Origin of the sequence: Escherichia albertii NBRC 107761 = DSM 17582 (assembly GCF_000759775.1) — a bacterium.
Lineage (GTDB): Bacteria > Pseudomonadota > Gammaproteobacteria > Enterobacterales > Enterobacteriaceae > Escherichia > Escherichia albertii.
The window spans coordinates 1-24,449 of the sequence record NZ_BBMY01000051.1; the positions used below are offsets into that span (position 1 = coordinate 1).

Below are 24,449 nucleotides of genomic sequence, written 5' to 3' on the forward strand. Positions count from 1 at the left end.
CACCCAATCTGGAGACGACGATTTCAATTTTAAACGCCATTGAGCGTTCTGGATTACCCAACTTCATTCAGATTGCCCCCACCAATGCACAACTCTCGGGATACGATTACATTTATGAAATCGTGAAGCGTCACGCCGATAAAATGGATGTTCCGGTTAGTCTTCATCTGGATCACGGGAAAACTCAGGAGGATGTTAAACAGGCGGTGCGCGCAGGCTTTACCTCGGTCATGATTGACGGTGCCGCATTCTCTTTTGAAGAGAATATCGCTTTCACCCAGGAAGCTGTCGATTTCTGTAAATCTTATGGCGTACCGGTTGAAGCGGAGCTGGGGGCGATTCTCGGCAAAGAAGATGATCACGTCAGCGAAGCCGATTGCAAAACGGAACCGGAAAAGGTGAAGACCTTTGTCGAGCGCACCGATTGCGACATGCTGGCAGTTTCTATTGGTAACGTTCATGGCCTGGACGATATACCGCGGATCGATATCCCCCTGCTCAAGCGCATTGCCGAAGTCTGTCCGGTGCCGCTGGTTATTCACGGCGGCTCCGGTATCGCCCCGGAGATATTACGCAGCTTTGTTAATTACCGCGTCGCTAAAGTAAATATCGCCAGCGATCTGCGCAAAGCATTTATTACCGCCGTCGGCAAAGCGTATGTGAATAATCACAACGAGGCGAATCTGGCACGAGTGATGGCATCAGCAAAAAACGCCGTCGAGGAAGATGTGTATAGCAAAATCCTGATGATGAATGCGGGGCATCGATTGGTGAAGTAAATCCTCGCCGGATGCGGCGTAAACGCCTTATCCGGCCTACAAAACCACTAAGATTCAATAAATTGCACCGACGCGTAGGCCCGATAAACTTGCGCATCGGGCACTGTATTTACGCCATTGTCCCAATCGTCTTCCTGAATCGCAGCAGCGCAATGGTGAAAAACGCGCCGCCAATTGCCATCAGCGTCAGGAACTGCGGCCAGACGATTTCGAATCCGGCGCCCCGGTAGAGAATAGCTTGCGCGAGGCTGACAAAGTGTGTCGTCGGCATGGTCAACATAATGTCTTGTACCATCTGCGGCATACTTTCGCGCGGCGTGGAACCACCGGAAAGCATTTGCAGCGGCAGCAGCACCAGAATCACCAACAGCCCAAGCTGTGGCATCGAACGCGCTATCGTCCCCATAAAAATGCCGATTGACGTAGTGGCAAACAGACTGAGCGCCACGCCCAGCATAAACAGCGGGATCGAGCCTTCTATCGGTACGCCCAGCACGCCTTTTACCATCAGCACCAGCGATAATCCCGATACCACCAGCACCACTAGCCCCATAGACCAGACCTTTGCCATCATGATCTCAAACGGCGTTATCGGCATCACCAGTAAGTGTTCCACCGTGCCGTGTTCACGCTCGCGGATCAGCGCCGATCCGGTCAACACAATCGCCAGCATGGTAATGTTGTTGATGATCGCCATCACCCCGCCAAACCACGCGGGATCGAGGTTCGGATTAAAGCGCATGCGGGTTTCCAGCGATACCAACGGTTCGCTGTTATCACGGTAGCGCGCGACGAAGCTGTTCACTTCACCGTTGATAATATTCTGGATATAACCGTTGCCAGTGAATGCCTGGCTCATGCGCGTGGCATCAACGTTCACCTGAATATCCGGCTGGCGCCCGGCGAGGACATCACGCTGAAAATCAGGCGGAATATTTATCGCGAAGGTATAGCGTCCGGCGTCCAGCCCGGCATCCATCTCATCGGCGGTGATCATCTCCGGTGGCAAAAACCACGGGCGGTAGAAGCTGTTAACGATCCGGTTCGACAACTGCGATTGATCCATATCGGCAATGGCGATCGGCGCAAGGTTCAACGATCCTGGCGTGACGGTCGCCGAGGAGTACACCGACACCGTAAACGAGAAGACAATCAGCGCCAGCATCGCTTTATCACCGAGCAGGCTGCGCAACTCTTTGATACCCAAATTAAAAATATTGCGTAAATGGCGCATCATCCCTCCTGTTTTTTCAGCAGCAGGATGCTTAAGCCCATCACCAGCGGGATGGCTATCAGCAATGGGATAAAAAGTTGCCATAAATCAGTCAGATCAAGCGCTTTCGAGAACGTCCCGCGGGCGATAGTCAGAAAATGACTGGTCGGGTAAACCTCGCCGATCCAACGTCCCGCTCCTTCCAGCGAAGCGACCGGATCAATCATCCCGGAAAACTGCGTCGCCGGAATCAGCGTGATAATCGCCGTACCGAAAATGGCGGCAATCTGGCTTTTCATAAAGGTGGAGATCAGTAGCCCCATTCCGGTGGCGATGATGATATACAGCAGCGCCGCCAGAGTAAGCGTCAGGAAACTGCCTTTATGCGGCACGCCAAACACAAACACCGACAAAGCGCAGAGCAGGAAAAAGTTCAGCATCCCCAGCGCAATGTACGGTAGCTGTTTGCCGAGTAAAAATTCGCTGCGGGTGGTGGGGGTCACGTAAAGGTTGATAATCGACCCCAGCTCTTTTTCCCGTACCACGCTAAGGGCGCTTAACATCGACGGAATCATCATCAGCAGAAGCGGAATCACCGCCGGAACAATCGCTGGCAGGCTTTTGACATCCGGGTTGTAGCGATAGCGCGTCTCAATATTCATCAGCCCGCTTTGGCTGGCGGGCGTCGATTGTCGGCTCGCTACATCCTGTAACCAGCTCTGGTGCATGGCCTGCACGTAGCTTTTTACCGTTTCGGCGCGGCTCGGCATCGCACCGTCGATCCAGACACCAAGTTCCACGGGCGTACCACGCGCGATATCGCGCCCGAAATTAGGAGGGATCTCAATTGCCACCGTGATATCGCCCGCACGCATCCGGCGATCAAGCTCGTCATAACTGGTGAGCGGCGATTGTTCGATAAAGTAACGGGAACCGGAGAGATTGAGCGTCCACGCCTGACTGCTGACGGTCTGGTCGCGGTCGAGCACCGCAAAGCGCAGGTTTTCCACATCCATACTGATGCCGTAACCCATTATCAGCATCAGGATCACCGTTCCCATCAGCGCCAGCGTCGAACGTACCGGATCGCGGCGCAGTTCCAGTGCTTCGCGGCGGCTGTAGCTAAACAGACGGCGCAGGCTAAATCCCTGCCGCGGCGCGTGGGTGGCATCGTGTACCACAGGCGGTGCTTCGGCTTCGTTGCTCTGCCCTGCCGCCTCCTGCAAACAGGCGATAAATGCCTCTTCCAGACTGGCAGCTCCGCGTTTCTCAACCAGCTCCTGCGGTGTACCGCTGGCGAGCACTTTTCCGGCGTGCATCAGTGAGATACGGTCGCAGCGTTCCGCTTCGTTCATAAAGTGGGTGGAGATGAAGATAGTCACTTTGTCCTGACGCGACAAATCCACCATCAACTGCCAGAACATATCTCTCGCCACTGGATCGACGCCAGAAGTAGGCTCATCGAGGATTAACATCTCCGGGCGATGAATCACTGCCACCGCCAGCGAAAGCCGCTGGCGAATGCCGAGCGGCAGCGATTCAGGCAATACATCTTCAACGTCATTGAGCTTAAAACGCTCGCTCATTTCAGCCACTCGCGCGGGAATTTCCGCTTCCGGGATGTGAAACAAACGGGCATGTAACTCCAGGTTTTGCCGCACGGTGAGCTCGTTATACAGCGAAAATGCCTGCGACATATAGCCCACCCGGCGACGCGTATCGATATCTTTTGGATCAACCGGTTGCCCAAACAGCCACGCCTCACCTTCGCTGGCAGGCAACAGTCCGGTGAGCATTTTCATGGTGGTGGATTTACCGCAGCCGTTCGAACCGAGGAAACCAAAAATCTCCCCGCGTGGAATGCGGAAATTGACGTGGTCAACGGCGACAAAGGAACCAAAACGCATGGTCAGATCACGCGCTTCGATGGCAATCTCTGCGTTTTCAGGTTGATACGGTGGGATCACTACCGCCTGATGCGCCTGACGTTGCGCTTGCGGCAACAGATTAATAAACGCTTCTTCCAGCGTGGCGCTTTGCGTTTGCTGCCGCAGTTCTTCGGCGCTACCGGTCGCCAGCACTTCTCCGGCATTCATCGCTACCAGCCAGTCGAAGCGTTCCGCTTCTTCCATATAGGCGGTGGCGACCAGCACGCTCATGTTGCTTTGTCGCTGGCGAATGCTGTCGATCAGCTCCCAGTACTGGGCGCGGGAGAGCGGGTCAACCCCTGTTGTTGGCTCATCAAGAATCAACAGTTCCGGGTCGTGGATTAACGCACAGCACAACCCAAGTTTTTGCTTCATCCCGCCGGAGAGTTTCCCGGCCGGGCGATCGCGAAACGGTGCTAACCCGGTGCTGGTCAGCAGCTCATTAATTCGAACTTCCCGCTCCGCTTTGTCGTGACCGAACAGGCGGGCGAAAAAATCGACGTTTTCATACACCGACAAGGTGTGGTAGAGATTTTTGCCTAGTCCTTGCGGCATCCAGGCAATACGCGGACAGACGTCGCGGCGATGCTTTGGGTCACGCATATCGCCCCCCAGCACCATCACATTACCTTGCTCAATGACGCGGGCGCCAGAAATCAACGACAACAAACTCGACTTCCCGACGCCGTCCGGGCCAATCAGCCCGACCATGCGGCAGGCCGGAATATCAAGGGTAATATTGTCCAGCGCAACGTTTTTTCCATAATGCAGGCTCACCCCCGCCAGTTGCGCGACTGGCGGAGCGGAAGCCCGTTCCAGATACGTCATTGCGGCAACCTCACAGCTAGGTCTTCAGGCCACGGAAGTTGTTCGTTCACCCGTACCCACGCCACGCCCGGCAAGCCCGTTTTGACATATTCCAGGTGTTGCTGAAGTAATTCCGGTGGAATACGCGCTTTAACGCGAAACATCAGTTTCAGCCGTTCATCGCTGGTTTCAACGGTTTTTGGCGTAAACTGAGCAACGCTGGCGACAAAACTGATGGTCGCAGGAATACGCAGATCTGGCGCGGCATCGAGGATCAGCCGGGCTTCGCCGCCCAGTTTCAGCGTGCCCGCCTGTTCGGTTGGCAGGAAGAAGGTCATATAGACGTCGCTGAGATCGACCATATTCAGCACCCGACCGCCTGCCGCCAGCACTTCGCCTGGCTCGGCAACCCGATACTGCACGCGTCCGTCACGCGGGGCTTTCAGTTCGCTGTCATCGATATCTGCGACAATGCGCCGTTCAGTGGCTTGCGCGGCTTCGACGCGCGTTTGCGCCTGAATGATATTGGTACGTGCCGCTTCTATCGCCGCTTTAGAGGCCGAAACCTGAGCTTTTGCCGATTCCAGCGCAGCACGAGCACTTTCGGCAGCGGCGCGATCGTCATCCAGTTGTTGCGCAGAAATCGCCCCTCGTTGGGCCAGCGAGCGGGAACGCGTATGACGTTTGGCTACGGAGTCCAGTTCGGCCTGGCGTTGATTCACCAGCGACTGTGCGGCGCGAGTTTCGCTTTGCCGCTGTTCCAGCAAAGCCTGCGCGGCGGCGACGGCGCTTTGGGCCTCTTTGATTTGCGCGATGGCTTCCAGTCGCTGCTCCTGCAACACGCGAGTATCCATCTTCGCCAGCACTTCACCTTCGCGAACAAACTGACCTTCTTTCACCAGAATGGTGTCGATACGCCCGGCAATTTTGCTGGCGATATCCACTTCCGTTGCTTCAATGCGTCCATTACTGACAGCAAAGCCTTCCGGCACACCTGCCGGACGCAACAGCCACCACGCCACAACGGCAGCCACCGCCAGTAACCCGACAACCCACCACGCCAGATGGCGCTTACTCTTATCCATAATTGACCCGCCATAATCCCTGTAAGCAAACGACGCGTGTCACAGCAGCCGCCGAACAACGTTCAGCGAATTCTTCCATCCGGGATAAGTAGGAAACGGCAGATACGACCAGGGCGCAGAAAAATGAACGCCAACGAGGAAGGCTTAGTGAAAACGGGTAGTAATGTTGTCATCATCAGCATTCCTGGCCGTAAATGAAACACGCATACTCATAAATGAAACAAATTAAATACTAACAGTTATATTCATGCTGTCTATTTGATTACTATCAGCTTGTGATACATCGCGATATTCTTCTGTTCGATAGCGTTTTTAACCAAAAATCTTCTGCACAGGTTCTCAGGTGCCGCTGCGTAGGTTTCCGTAACAGAAAATCCGATGACTATCACATAGCGTTATTATCGCCCAAAGTGCAAATAGTTACCGAAAGTGAAATAATTTTTGTGAAAAGATGAACGATGATAAAGGCTTATGTATTAAATAAATACAATCCCGAACAATGTCGTTTAACACAACAAAATAAAAATAAGATATTAATTCAGAATTCATCTTAGGATAAATATTTATTTGCCAGCATTAACTCACCTCTAAAATTTGACGCTCAGGACAATAAATCCGGCTATAGTAAAGTTACTTTTTATATCTAGTGGCATCTCATTGTTATATTTAACTGACTAAAAATACCACTTGTATGTTTTTCAAGGCGTAGCAGAAAATACATATGGAGTTTGAAATGAATATATATATCGGATGGTTATTTAAATTAATCCCTTTGCTGATGGGTATAATATGCATCGCATTAGGTGGGTTTGTATTAGCAGGTTCTGGGCAAAGTGAATATTTCGTTGCAGGGCATGTTCTGATTTCTCTTTCCGCAATATGTCTGGCATTGTTTACTACCGCATTTATTATTATTTCGCAGTTAACGCATGGTGTGAATAAGCTCTATAACACACTTTTCCCTGTTATTGGTTACGCTGGATCTATTGCAACTATGATTTGGGGATGGTCACTGCTGGTAAGTGATAATGTCATGGCCGATGAATTTGTTGCCGGACATGTTATTTTTGGTGTTGGGATGATTGCCGCCTGCGTATCAACCGTGGCGGCGTCTTCCGGGCATTTTCTGCTAATTCCCAAAAACGCCTCGGGGAGTAAGAGTGATGGTACGCCGTTGCAGGCTTATTCTTCAACAATTGGTAATTGCTTAATTGCCGTTCCCCTTCTGCTTACTCTCTTTGGTTTCATTTGGTCAGTCGCGCTGTTACGTAGTGCAAATATCACACCACATTATGTTGCTGGTCACGTACTGCTGGGGTTAACGGCAATTTGCGCTTGTCTTATTGGCCTTGTTGCCACTATTGTCCATCAAACGAGAAATACGTTCTCAGTGAAAGAGCATTGGCTGTGGTGCTATTGGGTTATTTTGCTCGGCTCACTTACCGTTATTCAGGGCATCTACGTATTAGTCAGTTCAGATGCAAGCACCCGTCTGGCTCCCGGCATTATTCTCATTTGTCTGGGAATGATCTGCTACAGTATTTTCTCCAAAGTGTGGTTGCTGGCGCTGGTATGGCGACGCACCTGTTCGTTAGCCAACAGAATCCCCATGATTCCGGTATTTACCTGCCTGTTTTGCCTGTTCCTTGCCGCATTCCTTGCGGAAATTGTGCAAATCAATATGGCGTATTTTATTCCCTCACGAGTGCTGGTCGGTTTAGGAGCGGTGTGTTTTACCCTGTTCTCCATTGTTTCGATATTAGAAGCAGGTTCAGCAAAGAAATAATAAAAAAGACTTCAGATAAGGCGCTGAGCGTCTTATCTGAGCTTTATTCAGGTTAACTTCCCTGACTCCACTGCGAAAACGAAGGCGCATTTTACGTATTACTCTGCCGCTGTGTAGAGACATTAAAGTTGTATCCTTTAACCTGAAAAAGACTTTAAAGTTGTAAAGTTTTAAAAAAACACATACAAAACATGATGCTAAGTGTGTATCACACGCTGTTCCAACATTATGCCTTGATGTTCTTGCAGGAACTGCAATTTACAGGAGGAAAAAGGTGTTTTTGTAGTTATCTGGCGTTACGTGACAGTGTTGGTCAGATACTTCCACCTCTTCAGAGTTAAAGTTTGATATATGGGAAAAAAAACGCTCCCGGACGGGAGCGTAAGCCAGTGACTTCGGCGTCAAATGAGGGTCTAACAAGTGGAGCTGCGGGTTAATTCTGGGTGATCTGACTGCGATGCTTATCAGCCTGCTGCTGGTGAACAACGGAAGACTGACCATTATTCGCCTTCTCATGTACAGCTGCGGCCTTCTCATGCTCGCTCATTTCAGAAAATGACTTTGCTGTTTCGTTGGTAGCTCCGGGTTTAGCTTTCATCATTTTTTTATGCATTTCAGCCATGTCCTGGTGGGCAGCAGAATTGCTGTTTTGCATCATGTCATGGGACATTGCGGCCTGATCGTGACTGCTCATATCCATCATTGTCATGCTGTCTCCCTGAATTGCACTTTTTTCAGCAGATGACTGCATCTGGTGGGCAGGTGCCTGTGCATTATTTACCTGGTCATGCATGTTCATTGTCTCTGCAGCCATGGCAGATGAAGCGGCAGCCATAATGGCAACAAATGATACGAGAATCTTTTTCATGGTTGGGTCTCCGGTGTTTACATACCCAAACAATCAATGGCTTATAACAGAGAAAGCAGTTGATCTCAGGGCGGGTTAATCATCACTCCAGGAACCAGGTGATTGTGTTATCACGCTGCTCCTGATTTATGAATAATTATAAAAAACCGCCTCTGTTTATCGCGTGACTGAATGATGACAATTTTGTCACCTTCCAGGTTTCTCCTGAACAACGGGATTAATCCATTAACAGGCGCACTTTGAACACAATTTCACGCCCCTGCTGTTCTGCTGACAGCTCGCCGCCGTGAGCATGAATGATCGACCTTGTAATTGATAATCCCAGCCCCGCGCCTTCCGTGTTGTAGAACCTTGATGAGTCTGCGCGATAGAACCGGTCAAACAAACGTTCCAGATTAGCGGGAACCTGGCCGGACATCGTATTCGTAATCATCACGTTCACACAGTCACTGTCACGCTCAAGGTGTATCGCTGTACAGGTGTTATCGGGAGAATACTTGATTGCATTGGAAAGCAGGTTACTGAAAGCACGTCGGAGCATATCGCTGTCTCCGGCAACAACGCCCTCTCCTTCAACCGTGATTGTCTTTCCTGTTTCGTCTGCCAGGGGCTCGAACAACTCACGTAATTCATTCAGTTCGGCTGCCAGATCCACATCATGTTTATCCAGCCGCAGCAGACCATGCTCTGAACGTGCCAGAAAAAGCATGTCACTGGTCATTCGTGACAACCTTTTCAGTTCTTCCAGGTTAGCGAATAAAATTTCGCGGTAATGCGAAACATCCCTTTCCTTAGCCAGTGCAAACTGCGTCTGCATCATCAGATTACTGACTGGTGTGCGCAGCTCATGCGCGATGTCAGACGAGAAATCTGACAGTTTCCGGAATGCCCCCTCCAGGCGATCAAACATATTATTGAACTCCTGCATGGTCTCAGAGATTTCCGGCGGAGCCAGATCGGGATTTAGACGCTGATCCAGGCTGTGTACGGTCATGGAGGAAGCCAGACTGGTCATTTCCCGTAGCGGTTTCAGACCAATACGTGTGGTCAGCCAGCCCAGAAAAACAGAAATAAAGACCAGACCGATATTGAACCAGAACAGCCAGGTACTGAGTTTGTCCATAAACAGGGTGTGATACCCAGTATCCGTGGCAACCGTAATGATGACATGTTTGCTTTTACCCTGTTCCGGCGTCACGGCAACCCGCCGCGAGATACTGCGGTACACGGTGTTATTTTCTTCCGTCTGGATCATATAGTCGAGAATATCACCCGACTTATTAAGCAGGACCGCTGGAACAACAGAATTTTTGGCATAGAGTTCAACAATTTTTTCATTTTCCATGTTTTTTATAGAAATGAATAAGCCATTGTGCCCCACCATCGCATCGTTTATTTTTTCTGATAATGACTTAATATCCGTTTTGTTCCTGAACGTCTCTGTTTTAAGAAACTCTTCGGTGAGCTGAAGTTTACCTGTCAGAAAATCGCGGTCCTGATTATCGAAATAGCCATTAAGGGTGCTAATCAGGATAAAACTTGATAACCACCATACCGTAAGCATCACCGCAGAAAAAATCAGGCTCAGGCGTGTGGTCAGGGAAATTTTGAACCTCACTCTTCTCTGATCTCCAGGACATATCCGGCACCGCGAACGGTATGGATCAGTTTTGGCTCAAAGTCATCATCAATTTTACTTCTCAGACGTCTCACGGCGACATCAATCACATTCGTATCACTGTCAAAATTCATGTTCCAGACCAGGGACGAGATAAGACTCCTGGGTAACACTTCTCCGGTGCGTTGCAGCAGCAACTCAAGCAGAACGTATTCTTTACCGGTGAGATGGATCTTCTTCCCCGAACGGATCACGGTCCGGCGCACCATATCAACGGTCATATCGGCGATGGTGCAGACTGTTGCGGCCTGCGAGCGTGCCCGGCGCAGTAGGGTTCTTACACGTGCAACCAGCTCCGTAAAATCAAAGGGCTTAATCAGGTAGTCATCTGCGCCAAGCTCCAGTCCTTTCACTTTGTCCCGCACGTTGTCCTTTGCGGTTAAAAACAGGACCGGTTCTTCGTGCCCGGACTCCCTCAGTGCGCTGATGATTTGCCACCCGTCGAGGAAAGGCAGCATCACGTCCAGTATTATCAAATCATACTGTCCCTTCGACGCGGCCCCGAGACCATCGCGGCCATTATTAAAGAGATCGGCCTGATAGCCTTCCTCAACCAGTCCCTGCTGCAGGTAACGACCTGTTTTTTGTTCGTCTTCAACGATTAAAATACGCTGCATGGTCAACTCGCTGATATGAAAGTAAAAATCTCACGCATGAGCTTTGGCTGTCCCCTAGCTGACCTGAGACGGAGCAAGCATTCCGAGCCACGCTACGGCGCCCAGAATGATAATCGCAACAACGAATTCTGTCAGGATGCTGTTTCGCATCAGGGCAACGCTGCGATCATAATTCCCTTCCCTGACCATAACTTCAAGCCGGGGACCCAGGTGAAACCGGTTTGCTGCAGCCAGAAGAAGCATCAGAACAAACAGAGCCGTCTTGGCAAGCAATATCCTCCCCCAGGAACTGTTGAATAAGGGAGTTAAGTTACCCTCAGCAATATACAGATAGTTGACCAGCGCACTCAGGATCAGGGCTACAACAATCACCGTTCCTGCCGTGGCAAATTTTGCCAGGGAGTCAGATATCACAATGACGCTCTGTGCATTATGCTCGTTTCTGCGCATCAGCAGGATAGCAAATGCAACCAGAGCACCTGTCCAGGCACCTGCAGCGCCGAGATGGGTCAGATCGCTCAGTAAATGGAGATAGTAATGCAGACCGTCATGCATAACGGCGTGTCCTCCCCAGGCAAGTGTAGCCAGCGCCACGCCCCCACTCATCGTCATCAGCAGGCAGGACAATACTCTCTTATTAGTGTAAAGGAACAAAGCACCGAGTGTGGTAAACAGGGCACAGAGCCTGACAATCCAGCTAATACCCACATCAGTTTCTTCTATCACCATCTCGATAACATGGATGGATAATTCTCTGAGGTCAGTTACTCCACTCATGGCATTAGATACCAGGAGCATATTAATGCCAGTAAGAATGATGCCTGTAACAACAGCAAAAGTTATAAACGACCTGAAATTAGTCAGGTTATAGGTTTCATGTCTGACACCGCTTATTCCATATATCTGAAAAAATGGCAATCCAAATATTACCATCAAATCCAGATAAAGAAGAAAACGAATAACAATCATAATCAGGTCGTTCATAATATTACTTCACTGTAAAGGTGTAATTACCGGTAATAGGGTGCGTATCTGAAGAAACCGCGCGCCAGTCAACACGATAAGTGCCAGCGGGTAAAGGCTCTCGCGGAATAATGACCATCGATTTAGGGTCAGCGCCTGGCGCCACTTTTGCCGCGACCGGCATCGGAGAATGTGATGACATGCCTTTCATACCCGTCATCGTTAATTTTGCACCTGAGAATTTCACGGTCAGATTTTCCGAGAAATTAAGCTGAATCTTTTCCGGGGCCGCTACGGCTGAATCAGCCTGTGGCACAGAGCTTTTTAATTCCGGATGGGCCATAGCAGAGAAAGCAACGCCCATAACGAGGCCACCTGTAAGAATGGCTTTATTTAAAATCGACATTTTATTTACCTGTTTAGTTGAGTGTTTTATATCAGTGCGTTAAAACCAGATTCTGGCTCCCGCCAGGAATACTACCTGATGGTCTTTCTCACCTTCTCTTTTCGCCATATCGGATGTTTTCCCGTAAAGTTGATTCCAGGAAACGCCTATATAGGGTGCAAACTCACGGCGTATTTCATAGCGCAGCCGGAGCCCCAGCTCTGTGTCAGTCAGTCCCCTGCCGCGACCCCGCGATTCATCATCCTGACTGTAGAAATTCACCTCATAGGATGGCTGGAGTATGAGCCGGTTAGTCAGTAAAACGTCGTATTCTCCTCCCAGACGAAGGGCTGCTTTTCCGCCATTACTGACAAAACCCGTAATTTCAGACTCAAAATTATAGAGTGCCAGCCCCTGAAAACCGACAGCAGCCCAGGTCCGGGCAGAAGCAGGTCTGAAATCCTGCCTGACACCCGCAACCAAATCCCACCATGGGCCAACCGCATGTCCCCAGAGTAACTGCGCTTCAGCCGTCTCCGTTTCCCCATTGCTTCGTTCACCTTCACTCTTTAGCCAAATCCGATCTGTGTCGCCTCCAATCCAGCTGTTAACACTCCAGCTGAAATTGTTGGCGTTATCCGACCGTTGCCATTCCAGTTGATCCAGCAGAACCAGATAATTAATCGCACTGTCGTGAATCGCATGCCCCTGTAAATTGCCGAATGCAGCCTTCCGGTCGGCATCGGTAACAGGCGGAATTGGCGTTCTGCTCTCAGTTACAATGGGCTCCATTGACGTCATCTCAGTGAAATTCTCATCTGCTGGCATCTGCATGGCAGACATGTCGTGCCCGGCGTGGGGATCTGCAGAGACGGAGCCCGCCGCAATAGAAAGCTGTGAGGTAAACAAACCGGCGACCAGAACAGGTATGGCCTTCAAATTTCTCTTCATTCGCATCATTCCTCCACCCGGACTTCACGAAACATTCCCATTTCCATGTGATAGAGCAAATGGCAGTGATACGCCCAGCGGCCAAGCGCATCTGCTGTCACTCTGTAACTGCGTTTTGTACCAGGGGGAACATCTATTGTGTGTTTACGAACCATGAAATTACCGTTTTCATCTTCCAGATCGCTCCACATACCATGCAGGTGAATGGGGTGAGTCATCATGGTATCGTTGATCAGCGTGATCCTGAGCCGCTCACCGTATTTCAGCAGCACCGGTGCGGCATCTGAAAACTTGATTCCGTTAAATGACCAGGCAAACTTTTCCATGTGGCCGGTTAAATGCAGTTCTATGGTACGGCCAGGTTCACGTCCGTCAGGATCCTCAAAGCGGCTTTTCAAATCCGCGTACGTGAGAACCTTTCTTCCGTTATTTCGAAGACCAATACCCGGATCATTTAATTTCGGAGAGACGCTCATCGCCTGCATATCAACCAGTGGGTTATCCGTTTCTGACGCAGGATGACTTTGCATACCCGGCATTCCGGCCATCCGGGAATGATCCATACCGGCCATGCTGCTGTGATCCATGGGCGCGGAGGATGTCCCGCTATCCGGAAGGTCAGCACCGTCCATAGACATCATCTCTCCGCTGTTATCCATGCCTCCCATCTGGCTGTGGTCCATTCCTGCCATATCATGTCCCATTCCCCCCATACCCATATCTTCCATGGTCAACAGAGGACGGGGATCGAGGGGGGGAACGGCAGCACTTAACCCCTCTCTCGTGGCCAGTGTCCCTCGAGCGTAACCGGTCCTGTCCATGGATTGTGCGAAGATGGTATAGGCCTCACCCTGAGGCTCCACAATGACATCATAGGTTTCGGCAACGGCAATCCTGAATTCGTCAACGGTAACCGGGTTTACATACTGGCCATCTGCAGCCACGACCGTCATTTTCAGCCCGGGGATACGGATATCGAAATAGGTCATTGCCGAGCCGTTGATAAACCGTAAGCGTATCTTTTCACCGGGACGGAACAGTCCGGTCCAGTTTTTCAGCGGGGCCTGCCCGTTCATGAGATAGGTGTAGGTGTAGCCACTGACATCCGCGAGGTCAGTCGGATTCATTTTCATTTCAGCCCACATTTTCCGATCGGCAATGGTGGCTGACAGCCCCCTGGTATTCACGTCGCGGAAAAAAGAGCCAACGGTTGGTTTATTGAAATTGTAGTAATCCGACTGTTTTTTTAATTTTTTCAGCAGGCTGTGAGGATTTTCATCGGTCCAGTCAGACAACATGACCACATGCTCACGATCGTAAGTAAACGGTTCTGGCTCCCCGGCATCGATGATAATGGCACCGTATACCCCCTCCTGTTCCTGCAGACCGGAATGGCTGTGGTACCAGTAAGTCCCGTTCTGCTTAACCTTAAAGGTGTAAACGTAGGTATCATCAGGCTCTATGCCCATAAAACTCAGCCCCGGAACACCATCCATATTGGCCGGAAGAATAATGCCGTGCCAGTGAATGGACGTCTGTTCATTAAGACGGTTTTTGACCTTCAGGGTAATGGTGTCACCTTCTTTCCAGCGAAGAACGGGCCCCGGCAGGCCTCCATTGATTGTTTTGGCCTGACGCTCACTGCCCGTGATATTGACGGCCGTTTCACCAATGGTCAGGTCAAACTGAGTACCCTGCAGGGATGCGGCAACTGGCAGGCTCAGACTGGAACGCGCATTGAAACTCCATACGCCAAGACTTCCGGCTACGCCAGAGAGGGTTAACCCCTTCAGGAAAGTTCGTCGAGACGTTTTCAACAGCATGCGCATTCCCTTATTTAAAGTATGGTTACTGACAGAATTCGAGAACCGATTTAAATTAAATTACTGGTTCATCCACTTACAATGAAATGAATCTAGCACACCTTAAGAAACAAATTCATTACAATCGTGTAATGTACATAGCTGTATTACATTTACGTCATCTTCCCCACAGGTTGATTATTTTTATATATGATCATAAGGATATCTTTTATGTACCTCAGAAGGTAATTACACATGAATATATTAATCACGACCACTGCGTTTACAGCTTTATTTTGTGGGGCAGCTTTTGCTCAGTCCAGTGATATTGCCCATGAAGCACATCGATTTGTTAATAATGCCTCAGCCGTCAGTCATGTGAATTCCTCGACGCATGAAAACTTACCGGACAGGGTTAATAAAAACAACACGCCCTCATTCTCTGAAATGAATGAACATGAAAGGGCCATTGTTGCTCATTCATTTATGAACAACAGCGCGTCCTATGCGCATCAGAAAATGATTGAGGAACATAAAAAAATGCTGTCCGGCAGTGATGCAAATTCAAAGACCTCGTCTTCTTCTTTTAACGAACTGAATGCCGGAGAAAAAGCCGCTCTCGTGCATGAGCAGGTCAATAATGCCGGTGCGGAAGCACATCAGACGCAGGCAAGAAAGCTTCGCGGGCTGTATTCGACCAGGTAACTGGCGGGTTAGTGCTTAGCGTCAGGTGCGCAGCAGGGCTTTACTGACGGGTTACGTAGCAGGACATGAGCCCCATATTGCTCTGCCGTAACCTGTTTCAGTCCCGTTAATCATCACCGTCGGGCTGGTCATACAGTTCCCAGAGCTTCAGGAGCAAACGGGAAACAAGATATGTTACAAAAATGACGACCATCAACAGTGCTCCCGATTAACTGACAGATGACACGCCTCCTGAAAACCCCTAGCATACGCCGCAGTGTTCATGCTAACGGCGAATTCCAGTAAATGTATTCTACCGATGTCGTAAAAGAAAATGCCTACCTTTCAGCCACCCGCTCGGGGCTGGAATCGAACGAGATCGCTACTCTTCAGCGCTCCTTGCCTTCCCGGTTTAATCTGCGGCATTTGAAAAAAAATGAATCATTAAAACTCGTACTGCAAAAGAAAGCGGGAAAATCACGTGTCGTGGCCTATAAATTTACGTCCGGTTCATTTAATTACACGGCGTATCGTATATCAGATAAAAAGTTCTATAACCTTTCCGATACTTCCGGGAAAGGCAGTCTCGATTATCCGTTACCGGCCACAGCAAGACTCAGTTCGCCTTTCAATCCTGCAAGACTTAACCCGGTATCGGGAAAAGTGAGTCCCCATAATGGCATTGATTATTCCATGCCCATGAACACGAAAATAGTCAGCGTCATCGACGGAAAAATCACCCGGGCCGAATACAACAGTACCATGGGATATTTTGTTGAAGTAACGGGAAAAGCCGGTGTTAAAACTCGCTATCTCCACCTCAATAAAATACTCGTTACTAAAGGGGCCAGGGTTACACGGGGAGGTGCTATTGCGTTATCCGGTAACAGCGGACGTTCATCCGGTCCTCATCTGCATTACGAGCTGGTCATCAATAACAACCCTGTTAACTCTCTGGCGTTCCGGGCAGCGGCACCCGCTGATAACAAACTCGAACAGCATGCCTTTGCGCATGCCAGAGACTACGAACGATACCTGGACTGATAACGGGACCGCGACGCGGCCCCGTCTGCCGGATTAATTTTTTTTATCGTTTTCACTTCCGTGATGTTGATGATCTCCATGCCCTCCGTGGCCGTGGAAAAGATGCATTAGCGGGCAGACCAGCAATAACAGATATGGCCAGTAACCTGCCACATGTGACCAGTGTTCGCGCAGGAGGGCAAATGCCGCGATCGCGGCGACAGCAATAAGCGCATAGGTGGTACTTTTCATACTGGACTCCTTCTGTTCGTAACTGACCCTTCACTCAGTGTTATTTCCCGAGCCTGACACTTTTCAGACGCAACGCATTCACAATGACGCTGACGGAGGAAAGAGCCATGGCCGCCGCCGCAATAACTGGCGACAGCAGTATTCCATACACAGGATAAAGCAGACCTGCAGCCACAGGCACGCCAAGTGCGTTGTAGATAAATGCAAAAAACAGATTCTGACGGATATTTTTCATGGTGATCTCTGACAGATGACGGGCCCTGTTCAGTATCATCAAGTCGCCTTTGAGAAGGGTGACTCCGGCACTTTCAATTGCCACATCTGTACCCGTTCCCATGGCTATACCCACGTCAGCCGCTGCCAGCGCCGGGGCATCATTCACACCGTCTCCGGCCATCGCAACCACATGGCCAGACTCTTTCAGTCGGGTTATCACTGCTTTTTTGCCATCCGGCAGAATTCCGGCTTCAACCTCATCTATTCCCAGTTTCCGTGCGACTGCTTCAGCAGTAAGCTGGTTATCCCCGGTGAGCATAACGATGCGGATCCCCGCCTGACGCAAAGCTTTAAGCGCATCCGGCGTGGTTGTTTTCACGGGATCCGAGATAGCTATCAGGCCTGCAAGGTCCCCGTCTGTGGCCACATAGATAACGGTAGCGCCTTCCATCCGCAACGTATCCGCAACGGCCTTTTGATTATCAATAACTATACTGTTTTCCTGCATAGCCAGTTCATTACCAATAACAACCCGTTGACCTTCGACATCGCCTGAGACACCTTTACCCGACGGTGCATCGAAATGAGTGACTGCGGGTATTGCGATCCCCTTTTCCTGTGCTGCTTTAACTACTGCCATACCCAGCGGATGCTGCGAGCCTTTTTCCACTGCGGCTGTTACACGCAAAAGAGATGTTTCCCCACCCGGATTGAGACTGATAATCCCTGTCACCGTAGGCGAACCTTCCGTGAGCGTGCCTGTTTTGTCGACAACCAGCGTGTCCACTTTTTCAAGACGCTCAAGGGCTTCGGCATTCCTGATTAACACCCCGGCCTGGGCTCCTTTGCCCACCCCCACCATTATCGACATCGGCGTGGCCAGCCCCAGCGCGCAGGGACAGGCAATAATCAGGACCGACACAGCCGCAATGAGACCGTGCGCCATCCTGGGCTCGGGCCCCCAGACAGACCAGATCACGAAAGCAACAACCGCGATAAGTATCACCAGAGGAACAAACCAGCCTGAAACGCTGTCAGCCATTCTCTGGATGGGGGCACGCGAACGCTGTGCATCAGCGACCATCTGAACAATTCGTGAGAGCATTGTTTCATCACCGACTTTCTCTGCACGGATGATGAGACTCCCTGTCTGATTAATGGTCCCCCCGATGACAGGGTCACCCTCCGTTTTGGTAACCGGCATAGATTCCCCGGTCACCATCGATTCATCAACGGTTGTTTTGCCTTCGATCACGATACCGTCGACCGGAATACTCTCTCCAGGTCTGATGCGGAGCTTATCGCCAGGCAGGACATCTTCCGCATTAATATCCGTTTCATGACCGTCATGATCCAGCCGTCTGGCGGTTTTGGGGGCAAGGTTCAGAAGCGCAGTAATGGCACCTGAGGTTTGTTCCCGTGCCCGCAGCTCAAGAACCTGTCCCAGCAGAACAAGCACCGTAATAACTGCTGCGGCTTCAAAATAAACGGCCACCAGGCCATCCATGTTTCTGAACGATGCAGGAAACCAGGAGGGGAAGACGGTTGCAATGACGCTGTAAACCCAGGCTACGCCGGTCCCCATTGCAACAAGGGTAAACATATTCAGGGAGCGGTTACGTAACGACATTCCGGCCCGGGCGAAGAATGGCCAGCCACACCACAACACGACAGGGGAGGCCAGAAGCAGCTGCAGCCATGTGTTGTACTGTGGCGGTACTGTATTCCTCAACTCGGGAAACAGATGAGATCCCATTTCGAGTACCAGAACCGGAAACGCCAGCAACAACCCCAGCCAGAAGCGTCTTGTCATGTCGTGAAGTTCATCACTCGGCCCCGTGGATGCCGTAGCTACGAGCGGCTCCAGTGCCATTCCACAGACAGGACAGCTTCCGGGACCACTGCGGCGTATCTCCGGGTGCATCGGACATGTCCACACACCTTCAGAATTCTCTTTTTCCGCCTGGTGGTGAGGCTGTTTTATCTGATCAGGGCTGACTTCGTGATGATCGTGGTGATGGTGATGGGAATGTTCACTGGCATCTTCGGTAAGATAACGATCGGGATGGGCTTTAAATTTACTCTCACAGCTGGCGGAGCAGAAATAAAGTTGATGGTCCTGGTATCGAATGCTGCTGTGCGCCCTGTCGGGCAGGATGGCCATCCCGCACACGGGATCTCTCACCTTATGCAATACGTGGCCCTCGTCCGGGGATAATGTCTGCTCAGAAGCAGTCTGGTTGTTGTGTTGCACTGCATTGTCATTTTTCACAGTAACTCTCCTTATGCATACCGAAGCATCTTCTGTCTTCAGGGTATGTCATGGATGCGATTACCACGAATATCGCCGGCACAGGAGTGCCTGCTACCGGCGTCCCGTTATCAGCCGTTCCGCTGACTATTCGATTCGCTGGAAGACTTTTTTACTTCCATCCGGTGAGAATGCGATAACATCGTAAGCCTCTTTTCGGGCTCCCATCTCCATTCCAGGACTTCCTGCTGGCATACCGGGGGTGGCGAGACCGTATATACCTGAACCAGACTGCATTGCCTTATGTATCGTTGTCGCAGGCACATGGCCTTCAATGATCAAATTACCGGCAACCGCGGTATGACAACTTCGCAGTCCTGCAGGAATAGCATGCTTTTCTTTCAGGGCTGACAGCGCCTGATCATTCATGACGTGAGTTCGTACTTCAAACCCGTCTTTTTCCATCGCTTTGCCCCACAGGGAACAACAGCCACAGTTTTCAGATTTGTACATATCAATCACTTTTTCACTCGCCATCGCGGGCAGTGAAAGGCCGAGAGCCAGCGCCATCAGAACCACTTTTTTCATACTCACCTCTGTATATTATCGATTTAAACCCTGACGTCAGGGTGAATCAGTAAAGAAGGACACCCACAGGGGGTGCCCTTTCAGGTTCAGGACACGCTTTTTTTATGTCTGCGCAGCCAGATTAATTTGTAGGCGGCAGGAATAATGAACAGGGACAGCAGCGGAGCCGTGATCATCCCACCAATCATGGGTGCCGCGATACGGCTCATGACTTCTGAACCTGCACCGGTTCCCCAGAGTATTGGCAGCAGACCCGCAATGATCACCGCCACGGTCATGGCTTTCGGCCGGACACGCAGTACGGCACCATGATAGAGGGCTTCATCAAGGCCTTCCGGTGTGAACGTCTCTTTACGGGACAATTCCGGGTGCGCTTCAATGGCATGACGCAGATACATCAGCATGACCACGCCAAACTCTGCTGCCACCCCGGCCAGAGCGATAAACCCCGTTCCGGTTGCGACAGACATATGGAAGCCCTGCCAGTACAGGAACCATATCCCGCCAACCAGGGCGAACGGCAGGCTCATCAGGATCAGCAGGGCTTCATCAACCCGGCGGAATGCCAGATACAACAGGATGAAGATGATCATCACCGTCATCGGCACCATCAGCTTCAGTTTCTTGTTGGCATGCTCAAGCAGTTCAAACTGTCCGGAGAATGACACGCTGGTACCCGGTCTCAGTTTCACTTTCTGACTGATCGCCGTTTTAATGTCATTAACCACCGACACCATATCCCTGCCGCGCGCGTCAATGTAAATCCAGCTGGCTGGACGGGCATTTTCCGTTTTCAGCATAGTCGGCCCGGAAACGACCTTAATATCCGCAACATCGCCCAGCGTGATCTGCTGCTTCATCGGGGTCAGGATCGGCATCTGTTTCAGGGCCTGCGGGCTGTTCCGGTAATCCTGCGGATAGCGGATATTAATCGGGTACCGGGCCACGCCTTCAACCGTTTCCCCTACCGTCGCGCCGCCGATGGCTGATGAGATGAACAGCTGCACATCGCCCACCGTCATTCCGTAGCGGGAGGCTTTTTCCCGGTTGATATCCACATCAATGTAGCGCCCGCCTTCCAGTCGCTCTGCGAGAGCAGACACTACGCCGGGTACGGTTTTGGCGACCGCTTCGATACTCTGCGCCGTTGCATCGATATCGGACAGAACCGTTCCGGACACCTTGATACCTATCGGGCTTTTGATCCCGGTTGAGAGCATATCAATACGGTTACGGATTGGCGGCACCCAGAGGTTTGCCAGCCCCGGTAAACGGACGGTCCTGTCGAGTTCTTCAATAATCTTGTCAATCGTCATGCCTGGACGCCACTGATCCTCAGGTTTGAGCTGGATCGTGGTTTCAACCATTTCGAGCGGTGCGGAATCCGTGGCGGTCTCTGCTTTACCGGTCTTGCCAAATACAGAGGCCACTTCAGGAACGCTTTTGATTAACTTGTCCGTCGTCTGCAGGAGCGCTGCAGCTTCAGCCGGAGAGACACCCGGCAGGGTCGACGGCATATACAACAGGTCGCCCTCGTTAATCTTCGGCAGAAACTCACCGCCCACCTGGCTCAGCGGCCAGATAACGGTGAAAATGGACAAGGCCGCAACCAGCAGGGTTGTTTTTGGCCAGTGGAGAACCCGCAACAGCAATGGATGATACGCTTTGATCAGTACCCGGTTCAGGGGGTTACTGGTCTCTGCAGGAATTTTCCCCCGGATCCAGAATCCCATCAGAATCGGAATGACGATGATGGCCAGCGCGGCCGCGCCCGCCATGGAGTACGTTTTCGTGAATGCCAGCGGGCCAAACAGACGTCCTTCCTGACCTTCCAGGGTAAAGATAGGAATAAAGGACAGGGTGATGATCAGCAGGCTGATAAACAGTGCGGGTCCCACTTCAACGGAGGCATCGGTAATCACCTTCCAGCGGGTGGCGTTGTCAATCTGCTCACCCGGATGCTGATGATCCCACTCCTCAAGCCGCTTATGCGCATTCTCAATCATCACAATGGCGGCATCCACCATCGCACCGACGGCAATCGCTATCCCTCCCAGCGACATGATATTGGCGTTCAGTCCCTGGAAGTGCATGACGATAAAGGCGATACACAGACCAAGCGGCAGAGAGATAATCGCCACCAGGGCAGAACGTACGTGCCACAGGAACAGGGCACAGACGATGGCCACCACGATAAACTCTTCCAGAAGTTTGGAACTGAGGTTATCAATCGCCCGGTCGATGAGCTGGCTGCGATCGTAGGTGGTCACGATTTCAACGCCTTCCGGCAGGCTGGCCTTCAGCGTCTCAAGTTTATCCCTCACTGCCGTGATAACGTCGCGTGCATTTTTACCCGACCGCAGGATCACCACGCCGCCAGCGACTTCGCCCTGGCCGTTCAGCTCGGCAATACCACGCCGCATTTCAGGCCCGGTCTGCACGCGGGCAACATCCCGCAGATAAACCGGCACGCCGTTCTCGCCTGTTTTCAGGACGATGTTATTAAAATCATCAATGCTCTGAAGATAACCGCTGGCACGGACCATATACTCAGCTTCGGCCATTTCAACGGATGAGCCACCGGCCTCCTGGTTAGACGATTCAAGGGCCTGTTTCACTTCGGGCAGGCTGATACCATACTGAGACAATTTTACCGGATTGACCTGAATCTGGTACTGTTTCACCACGCCGCCAACCGAAGCGACCTCAGCCACGTTCGGGATGGTTTTCAGCTCAAATTTCAGGAACCAGTCCTGCAGAGAACGCAGTTCTGAAAGGTCGTGTTTTCCGCTGCGATCGACAAGGGCATATTCAAATATCCAGCCTACCCCCGTGGCGTCCGGACCGATTTCAGAACTCACACCGGCGGGCAGTTTTCCCTGTACCTGGTTCAGGTACTCCAGCACGCGGGAACGGGCCCAGTACAGATCGGTGCCGTCTTCAAAAATGACATACACATACGAATCACCGAACTGTGAAAAACCACGCACGGTTTTTGCGCCAGGCACGGACAGCATGGTGGTGGTAAGTGGATAGGTGACCTGGTTTTCTACAATCTGCGGGGCCTGGCCGGGATAGCTGGTTTTGATAATGACCTGCACATCTGACAGGTCAGGCAAGGCATCGACAGGCGTGTTAATAATCGTCCATGTGCCCCAGATGCTGAGAAACAGGGCCCCCATCATGACCAGGAAACGGTTGGCGACAGAGCGCCGGATAATCCATTCAATCATCGTCGTCTCCTCAGTGCCCTGAATGCATATTTACAGGCTGGTCAGACATTGCTGGCATACTGCTTTCTGTTTTTTCAGGGTGGCGCATACGTTCCAGTGCGCCCGTAATATTGGCTTCAGAGTCAATGAGGAACAGGCCACTGACCACCACGGTATCGCCTTCATTCAGGCCGGAGCCGATGCCGGACTGTTGCTGTGACTCATGCAGAACGTGGATCTGTTTCGGCACAAACTTGCCTTCATCATCAACAGTAATCACGCGCTGTTCTTTGCCGGTATCGATAACGGCCTGGCTTGGTATCAGCAGCATCTCCTGGCTTCTGGTATTCAGTTTCAGATAGGCATTCATGCCCGGCTTGAGAAACTCATCCTTATTAGAAACCTGGAGACGGACCTGAAGCGTACGGGTTGTCTGATCCACGCTGGGAAGAATATTCCATTTTTCGACATGGAATGTTTTATCCGGATAAGCCGGTACCGAAATTTCAAACTGCGACGTATCTTTCAGCAGATAGGCGATAGATTCTGGCACTGCAGCGCTGATCCAGACCGGGTCCATTCCCTGAATCTGAGCCACCACCTTATCTTTCGAAATATTCATGCCGGTGCGCAGGTCAAATGCAGTAATGACACCATCAATAGGTGCTTTAATGGTAAAACGGGTCTGAATGCTCCGGGTAGAACGCAGTCTCTGAATATCCTCTTCCGGCATACCTGCCAGGCGAAGCCGTTCCAGAACGCCTTTAATTTGCGTGGAAGTACCACCGGTGCTGGATAACAGAAGGAATTCACTCTGTGCTTCCACCCAGTCCGGAATGGTAATATCGATAAGTGGCGTCCCCTTCTTCACATGATCGCCAATCGTCATGGGGTAGACTTTTTCGACAAACCCGTCAGAACGCGCCTGCACAATAACAAACTGATACTCGTTATAGCTGACATTAGCCGGGATTGTCTGAGAATAATTCAGCATTCCTCGCGTGACTTTTTGCGTTTTTAATCCCAGATTCTGAACCTGGGTTGGGTCGATACGGATCCCGCCACTGCTTTTATCGCCACTGTCATCAGCATATTTTGGCACCAGGTCCATATCCATAAAGGGCGATTTTCCGGGTTTATCAAATTTGGTATCCGGTTTCATTGGGTCATACCAGAAAAGCACCTTTCGTTCCGGTGCCTTTTGTTCTGTTTTTTCTGTCTTTTGTGCTGAGTTTACATACTGCCAGGCAGTAACCGATATCAGCCCCCCTGCTATGAGGCTGCTGATAATTATTGCAGCATATTTTATCTTTAAAGAAGCCATACAATTTTCCGCTAAAAAATCAAAACACCTGGCATAT

20 protein-coding genes are annotated in these 24,449 nt (G+C 51.0%); 4 read left to right on the plus strand and 16 right to left on the minus strand.

Annotated elements, in window-relative coordinates; translation table 11 throughout:
• Nucleotides 1-8 precede the first annotated feature (8 nt).
• Complete coding sequence (locus tag EA14781_RS11020) at nucleotides 9-779, plus strand: class II aldolase (RefSeq protein ID WP_042335639.1); 771 nt, start codon at nucleotides 9-11, stop codon at nucleotides 777-779.
• A 109-nt stretch (nucleotides 780-888) separates the two neighbouring features.
• Here the strand turns inward: EA14781_RS11020 and EA14781_RS11025 are convergent, their stop codons facing one another.
• From EA14781_RS11025 to EA14781_RS25430, 4 genes are all read right to left on the minus strand, one after another.
• The gene (locus EA14781_RS11025) at nucleotides 889-2,013 is read right to left on the minus strand and encodes an ABC transporter permease (RefSeq protein WP_002460087.1); all 1,125 of its coding nucleotides are present in this window, start codon (nucleotides 2,011-2,013) and stop codon (nucleotides 889-891) included.
• A complete protein-coding gene (gene rbbA, locus EA14781_RS11030) occupies nucleotides 2,013-4,748 on the minus strand; it encodes a ribosome-associated ATPase/putative transporter RbbA (protein ID WP_000221660.1) in 2,736 nt (911 codons plus the stop codon). The genes EA14781_RS11025 and rbbA overlap by 1 nt, the downstream gene beginning before the upstream one ends.
• A complete protein-coding gene (locus EA14781_RS11035) occupies nucleotides 4,745-5,812 on the minus strand; it encodes an HlyD family secretion protein (protein ID WP_000361512.1) in 1,068 nt (355 codons plus the stop codon). The genes rbbA and EA14781_RS11035 overlap by 4 nt, the downstream gene beginning before the upstream one ends.
• Nucleotides 5,813-5,874: 62 nt before the next feature.
• Nucleotides 5,875-5,988, minus strand: a complete 114-nt coding sequence (locus EA14781_RS25430; RefSeq protein WP_212741661.1) for a hypothetical protein — start codon at nucleotides 5,986-5,988, stop codon at nucleotides 5,875-5,877.
• Nucleotides 5,989-6,545: 557 nt separating this feature from the next.
• Between EA14781_RS25430 and EA14781_RS11040 the strand changes: the two genes are divergently transcribed.
• Nucleotides 6,546-7,598, plus strand: a complete 1,053-nt coding sequence (locus tag EA14781_RS11040) for a DUF2776 family protein (protein WP_002460090.1) — start codon at nucleotides 6,546-6,548, stop codon at nucleotides 7,596-7,598.
• A gap of 433 nt (nucleotides 7,599-8,031) precedes the next feature.
• Here the strand turns inward: EA14781_RS11040 and pcoE are convergent, their stop codons facing one another.
• The 7 genes from pcoE to pcoA form a co-directional block, all read right to left on the minus strand.
• Nucleotides 8,032-8,466, minus strand: coding sequence for a copper resistance system metallochaperone PcoE (gene pcoE / locus EA14781_RS11045; protein WP_000723069.1), 435 nt, complete (start codon nucleotides 8,464-8,466; stop codon nucleotides 8,032-8,034).
• 217 nt (nucleotides 8,467-8,683) lie between these two features.
• Nucleotides 8,684-10,084, minus strand: coding sequence for a copper resistance membrane spanning protein PcoS (pcoS, locus tag EA14781_RS11050; RefSeq protein ID WP_001211180.1), 1,401 nt, complete (start codon nucleotides 10,082-10,084; stop codon nucleotides 8,684-8,686).
• Nucleotides 10,081-10,761, minus strand: coding sequence for a copper response regulator transcription factor PcoR (gene pcoR, locus EA14781_RS11055; protein WP_001188930.1), 681 nt, complete (start codon nucleotides 10,759-10,761; stop codon nucleotides 10,081-10,083). The genes pcoS and pcoR overlap by 4 nt, the downstream gene beginning before the upstream one ends.
• A 54-nt stretch (nucleotides 10,762-10,815) precedes the next feature.
• Nucleotides 10,816-11,694: a copper resistance inner membrane protein PcoD gene (gene pcoD, locus EA14781_RS11060; protein ID WP_229692861.1), complete on the minus strand. Its 879-nt coding sequence runs from the start codon at nucleotides 11,692-11,694 to the stop codon at nucleotides 10,816-10,818.
• 55 nt (nucleotides 11,695-11,749) lie between these two features.
• Nucleotides 11,750-12,130 carry a copper resistance system metallochaperone PcoC gene (gene pcoC / locus EA14781_RS11065; RefSeq protein WP_000025662.1) on the minus strand — a complete coding sequence of 127 codons (381 nt, stop codon included), beginning with the start codon at nucleotides 12,128-12,130 and terminating at the stop codon, nucleotides 11,750-11,752.
• Nucleotides 12,131-12,169: 39 nt separating this feature from the next.
• The gene (pcoB, locus tag EA14781_RS11070; RefSeq protein ID WP_002460102.1) at nucleotides 12,170-13,060 is read right to left on the minus strand and encodes a copper resistance outer membrane transporter PcoB; all 891 of its coding nucleotides are present in this window, start codon (nucleotides 13,058-13,060) and stop codon (nucleotides 12,170-12,172) included.
• A gap of 5 nt (nucleotides 13,061-13,065) precedes the next feature.
• On the minus strand, nucleotides 13,066-14,883 hold the full coding sequence (pcoA, locus tag EA14781_RS11075; protein ID WP_000925240.1) for a multicopper oxidase PcoA: 1,818 nt from the start codon (nucleotides 14,881-14,883) through the stop codon (nucleotides 13,066-13,068).
• Nucleotides 14,884-15,117: 234 nt separating this feature from the next.
• On the opposite strand from pcoA, the gene EA14781_RS11080 reads away from it, so the two are divergent.
• Together EA14781_RS11080 and EA14781_RS11090 are read left to right on the plus strand one after the other, a co-directional pair.
• Nucleotides 15,118-15,567, plus strand: coding sequence for a PcoE/SilE family metal-binding protein (locus EA14781_RS11080; RefSeq protein ID WP_001023257.1), 450 nt, complete (start codon nucleotides 15,118-15,120; stop codon nucleotides 15,565-15,567).
• A gap of 285 nt (nucleotides 15,568-15,852) precedes the next feature.
• Nucleotides 15,853-16,590 (plus strand): peptidoglycan DD-metalloendopeptidase family protein, encoded by a 738-nt coding sequence (locus EA14781_RS11090; protein ID WP_000287501.1) that lies wholly within the window; start codon nucleotides 15,853-15,855, stop codon nucleotides 16,588-16,590.
• A 33-nt stretch (nucleotides 16,591-16,623) separates the two neighbouring features.
• Here EA14781_RS11090 and EA14781_RS11095 read toward each other — a convergent pair whose 3' ends face one another.
• The 5 genes from EA14781_RS11095 to silB form a co-directional block, all read right to left on the minus strand.
• Complete coding sequence (locus tag EA14781_RS11095; RefSeq protein WP_000843494.1) at nucleotides 16,624-16,821, minus strand: DUF2933 domain-containing protein; 198 nt, start codon at nucleotides 16,819-16,821, stop codon at nucleotides 16,624-16,626.
• A gap of 40 nt (nucleotides 16,822-16,861) precedes the next feature.
• Nucleotides 16,862-19,309 (minus strand): Ag(+)-translocating P-type ATPase SilP, encoded by a 2,448-nt coding sequence (gene silP / locus EA14781_RS11100; RefSeq protein WP_001353604.1) that lies wholly within the window; start codon nucleotides 19,307-19,309, stop codon nucleotides 16,862-16,864.
• Between the two features lie 126 nt (nucleotides 19,310-19,435).
• Nucleotides 19,436-19,876 (minus strand): DUF411 domain-containing protein, encoded by a 441-nt coding sequence (locus tag EA14781_RS11105; RefSeq protein WP_000758228.1) that lies wholly within the window; start codon nucleotides 19,874-19,876, stop codon nucleotides 19,436-19,438.
• Nucleotides 19,877-19,962: 86 nt separating this feature from the next.
• Entirely contained in the window at nucleotides 19,963-23,109 is a 3,147-nt protein-coding gene (gene silA / locus EA14781_RS11110) for a Cu(+)/Ag(+) efflux RND transporter permease subunit SilA (RefSeq protein WP_000574029.1), read from the minus strand.
• 10 nt (nucleotides 23,110-23,119) lie between these two features.
• Entirely contained in the window at nucleotides 23,120-24,412 is a 1,293-nt protein-coding gene (silB, locus tag EA14781_RS11115) for a Cu(+)/Ag(+) efflux RND transporter periplasmic adaptor subunit SilB (RefSeq protein ID WP_000157620.1), read from the minus strand.
• Between the last annotated feature and the right edge of the window lie 37 nt (nucleotides 24,413-24,449).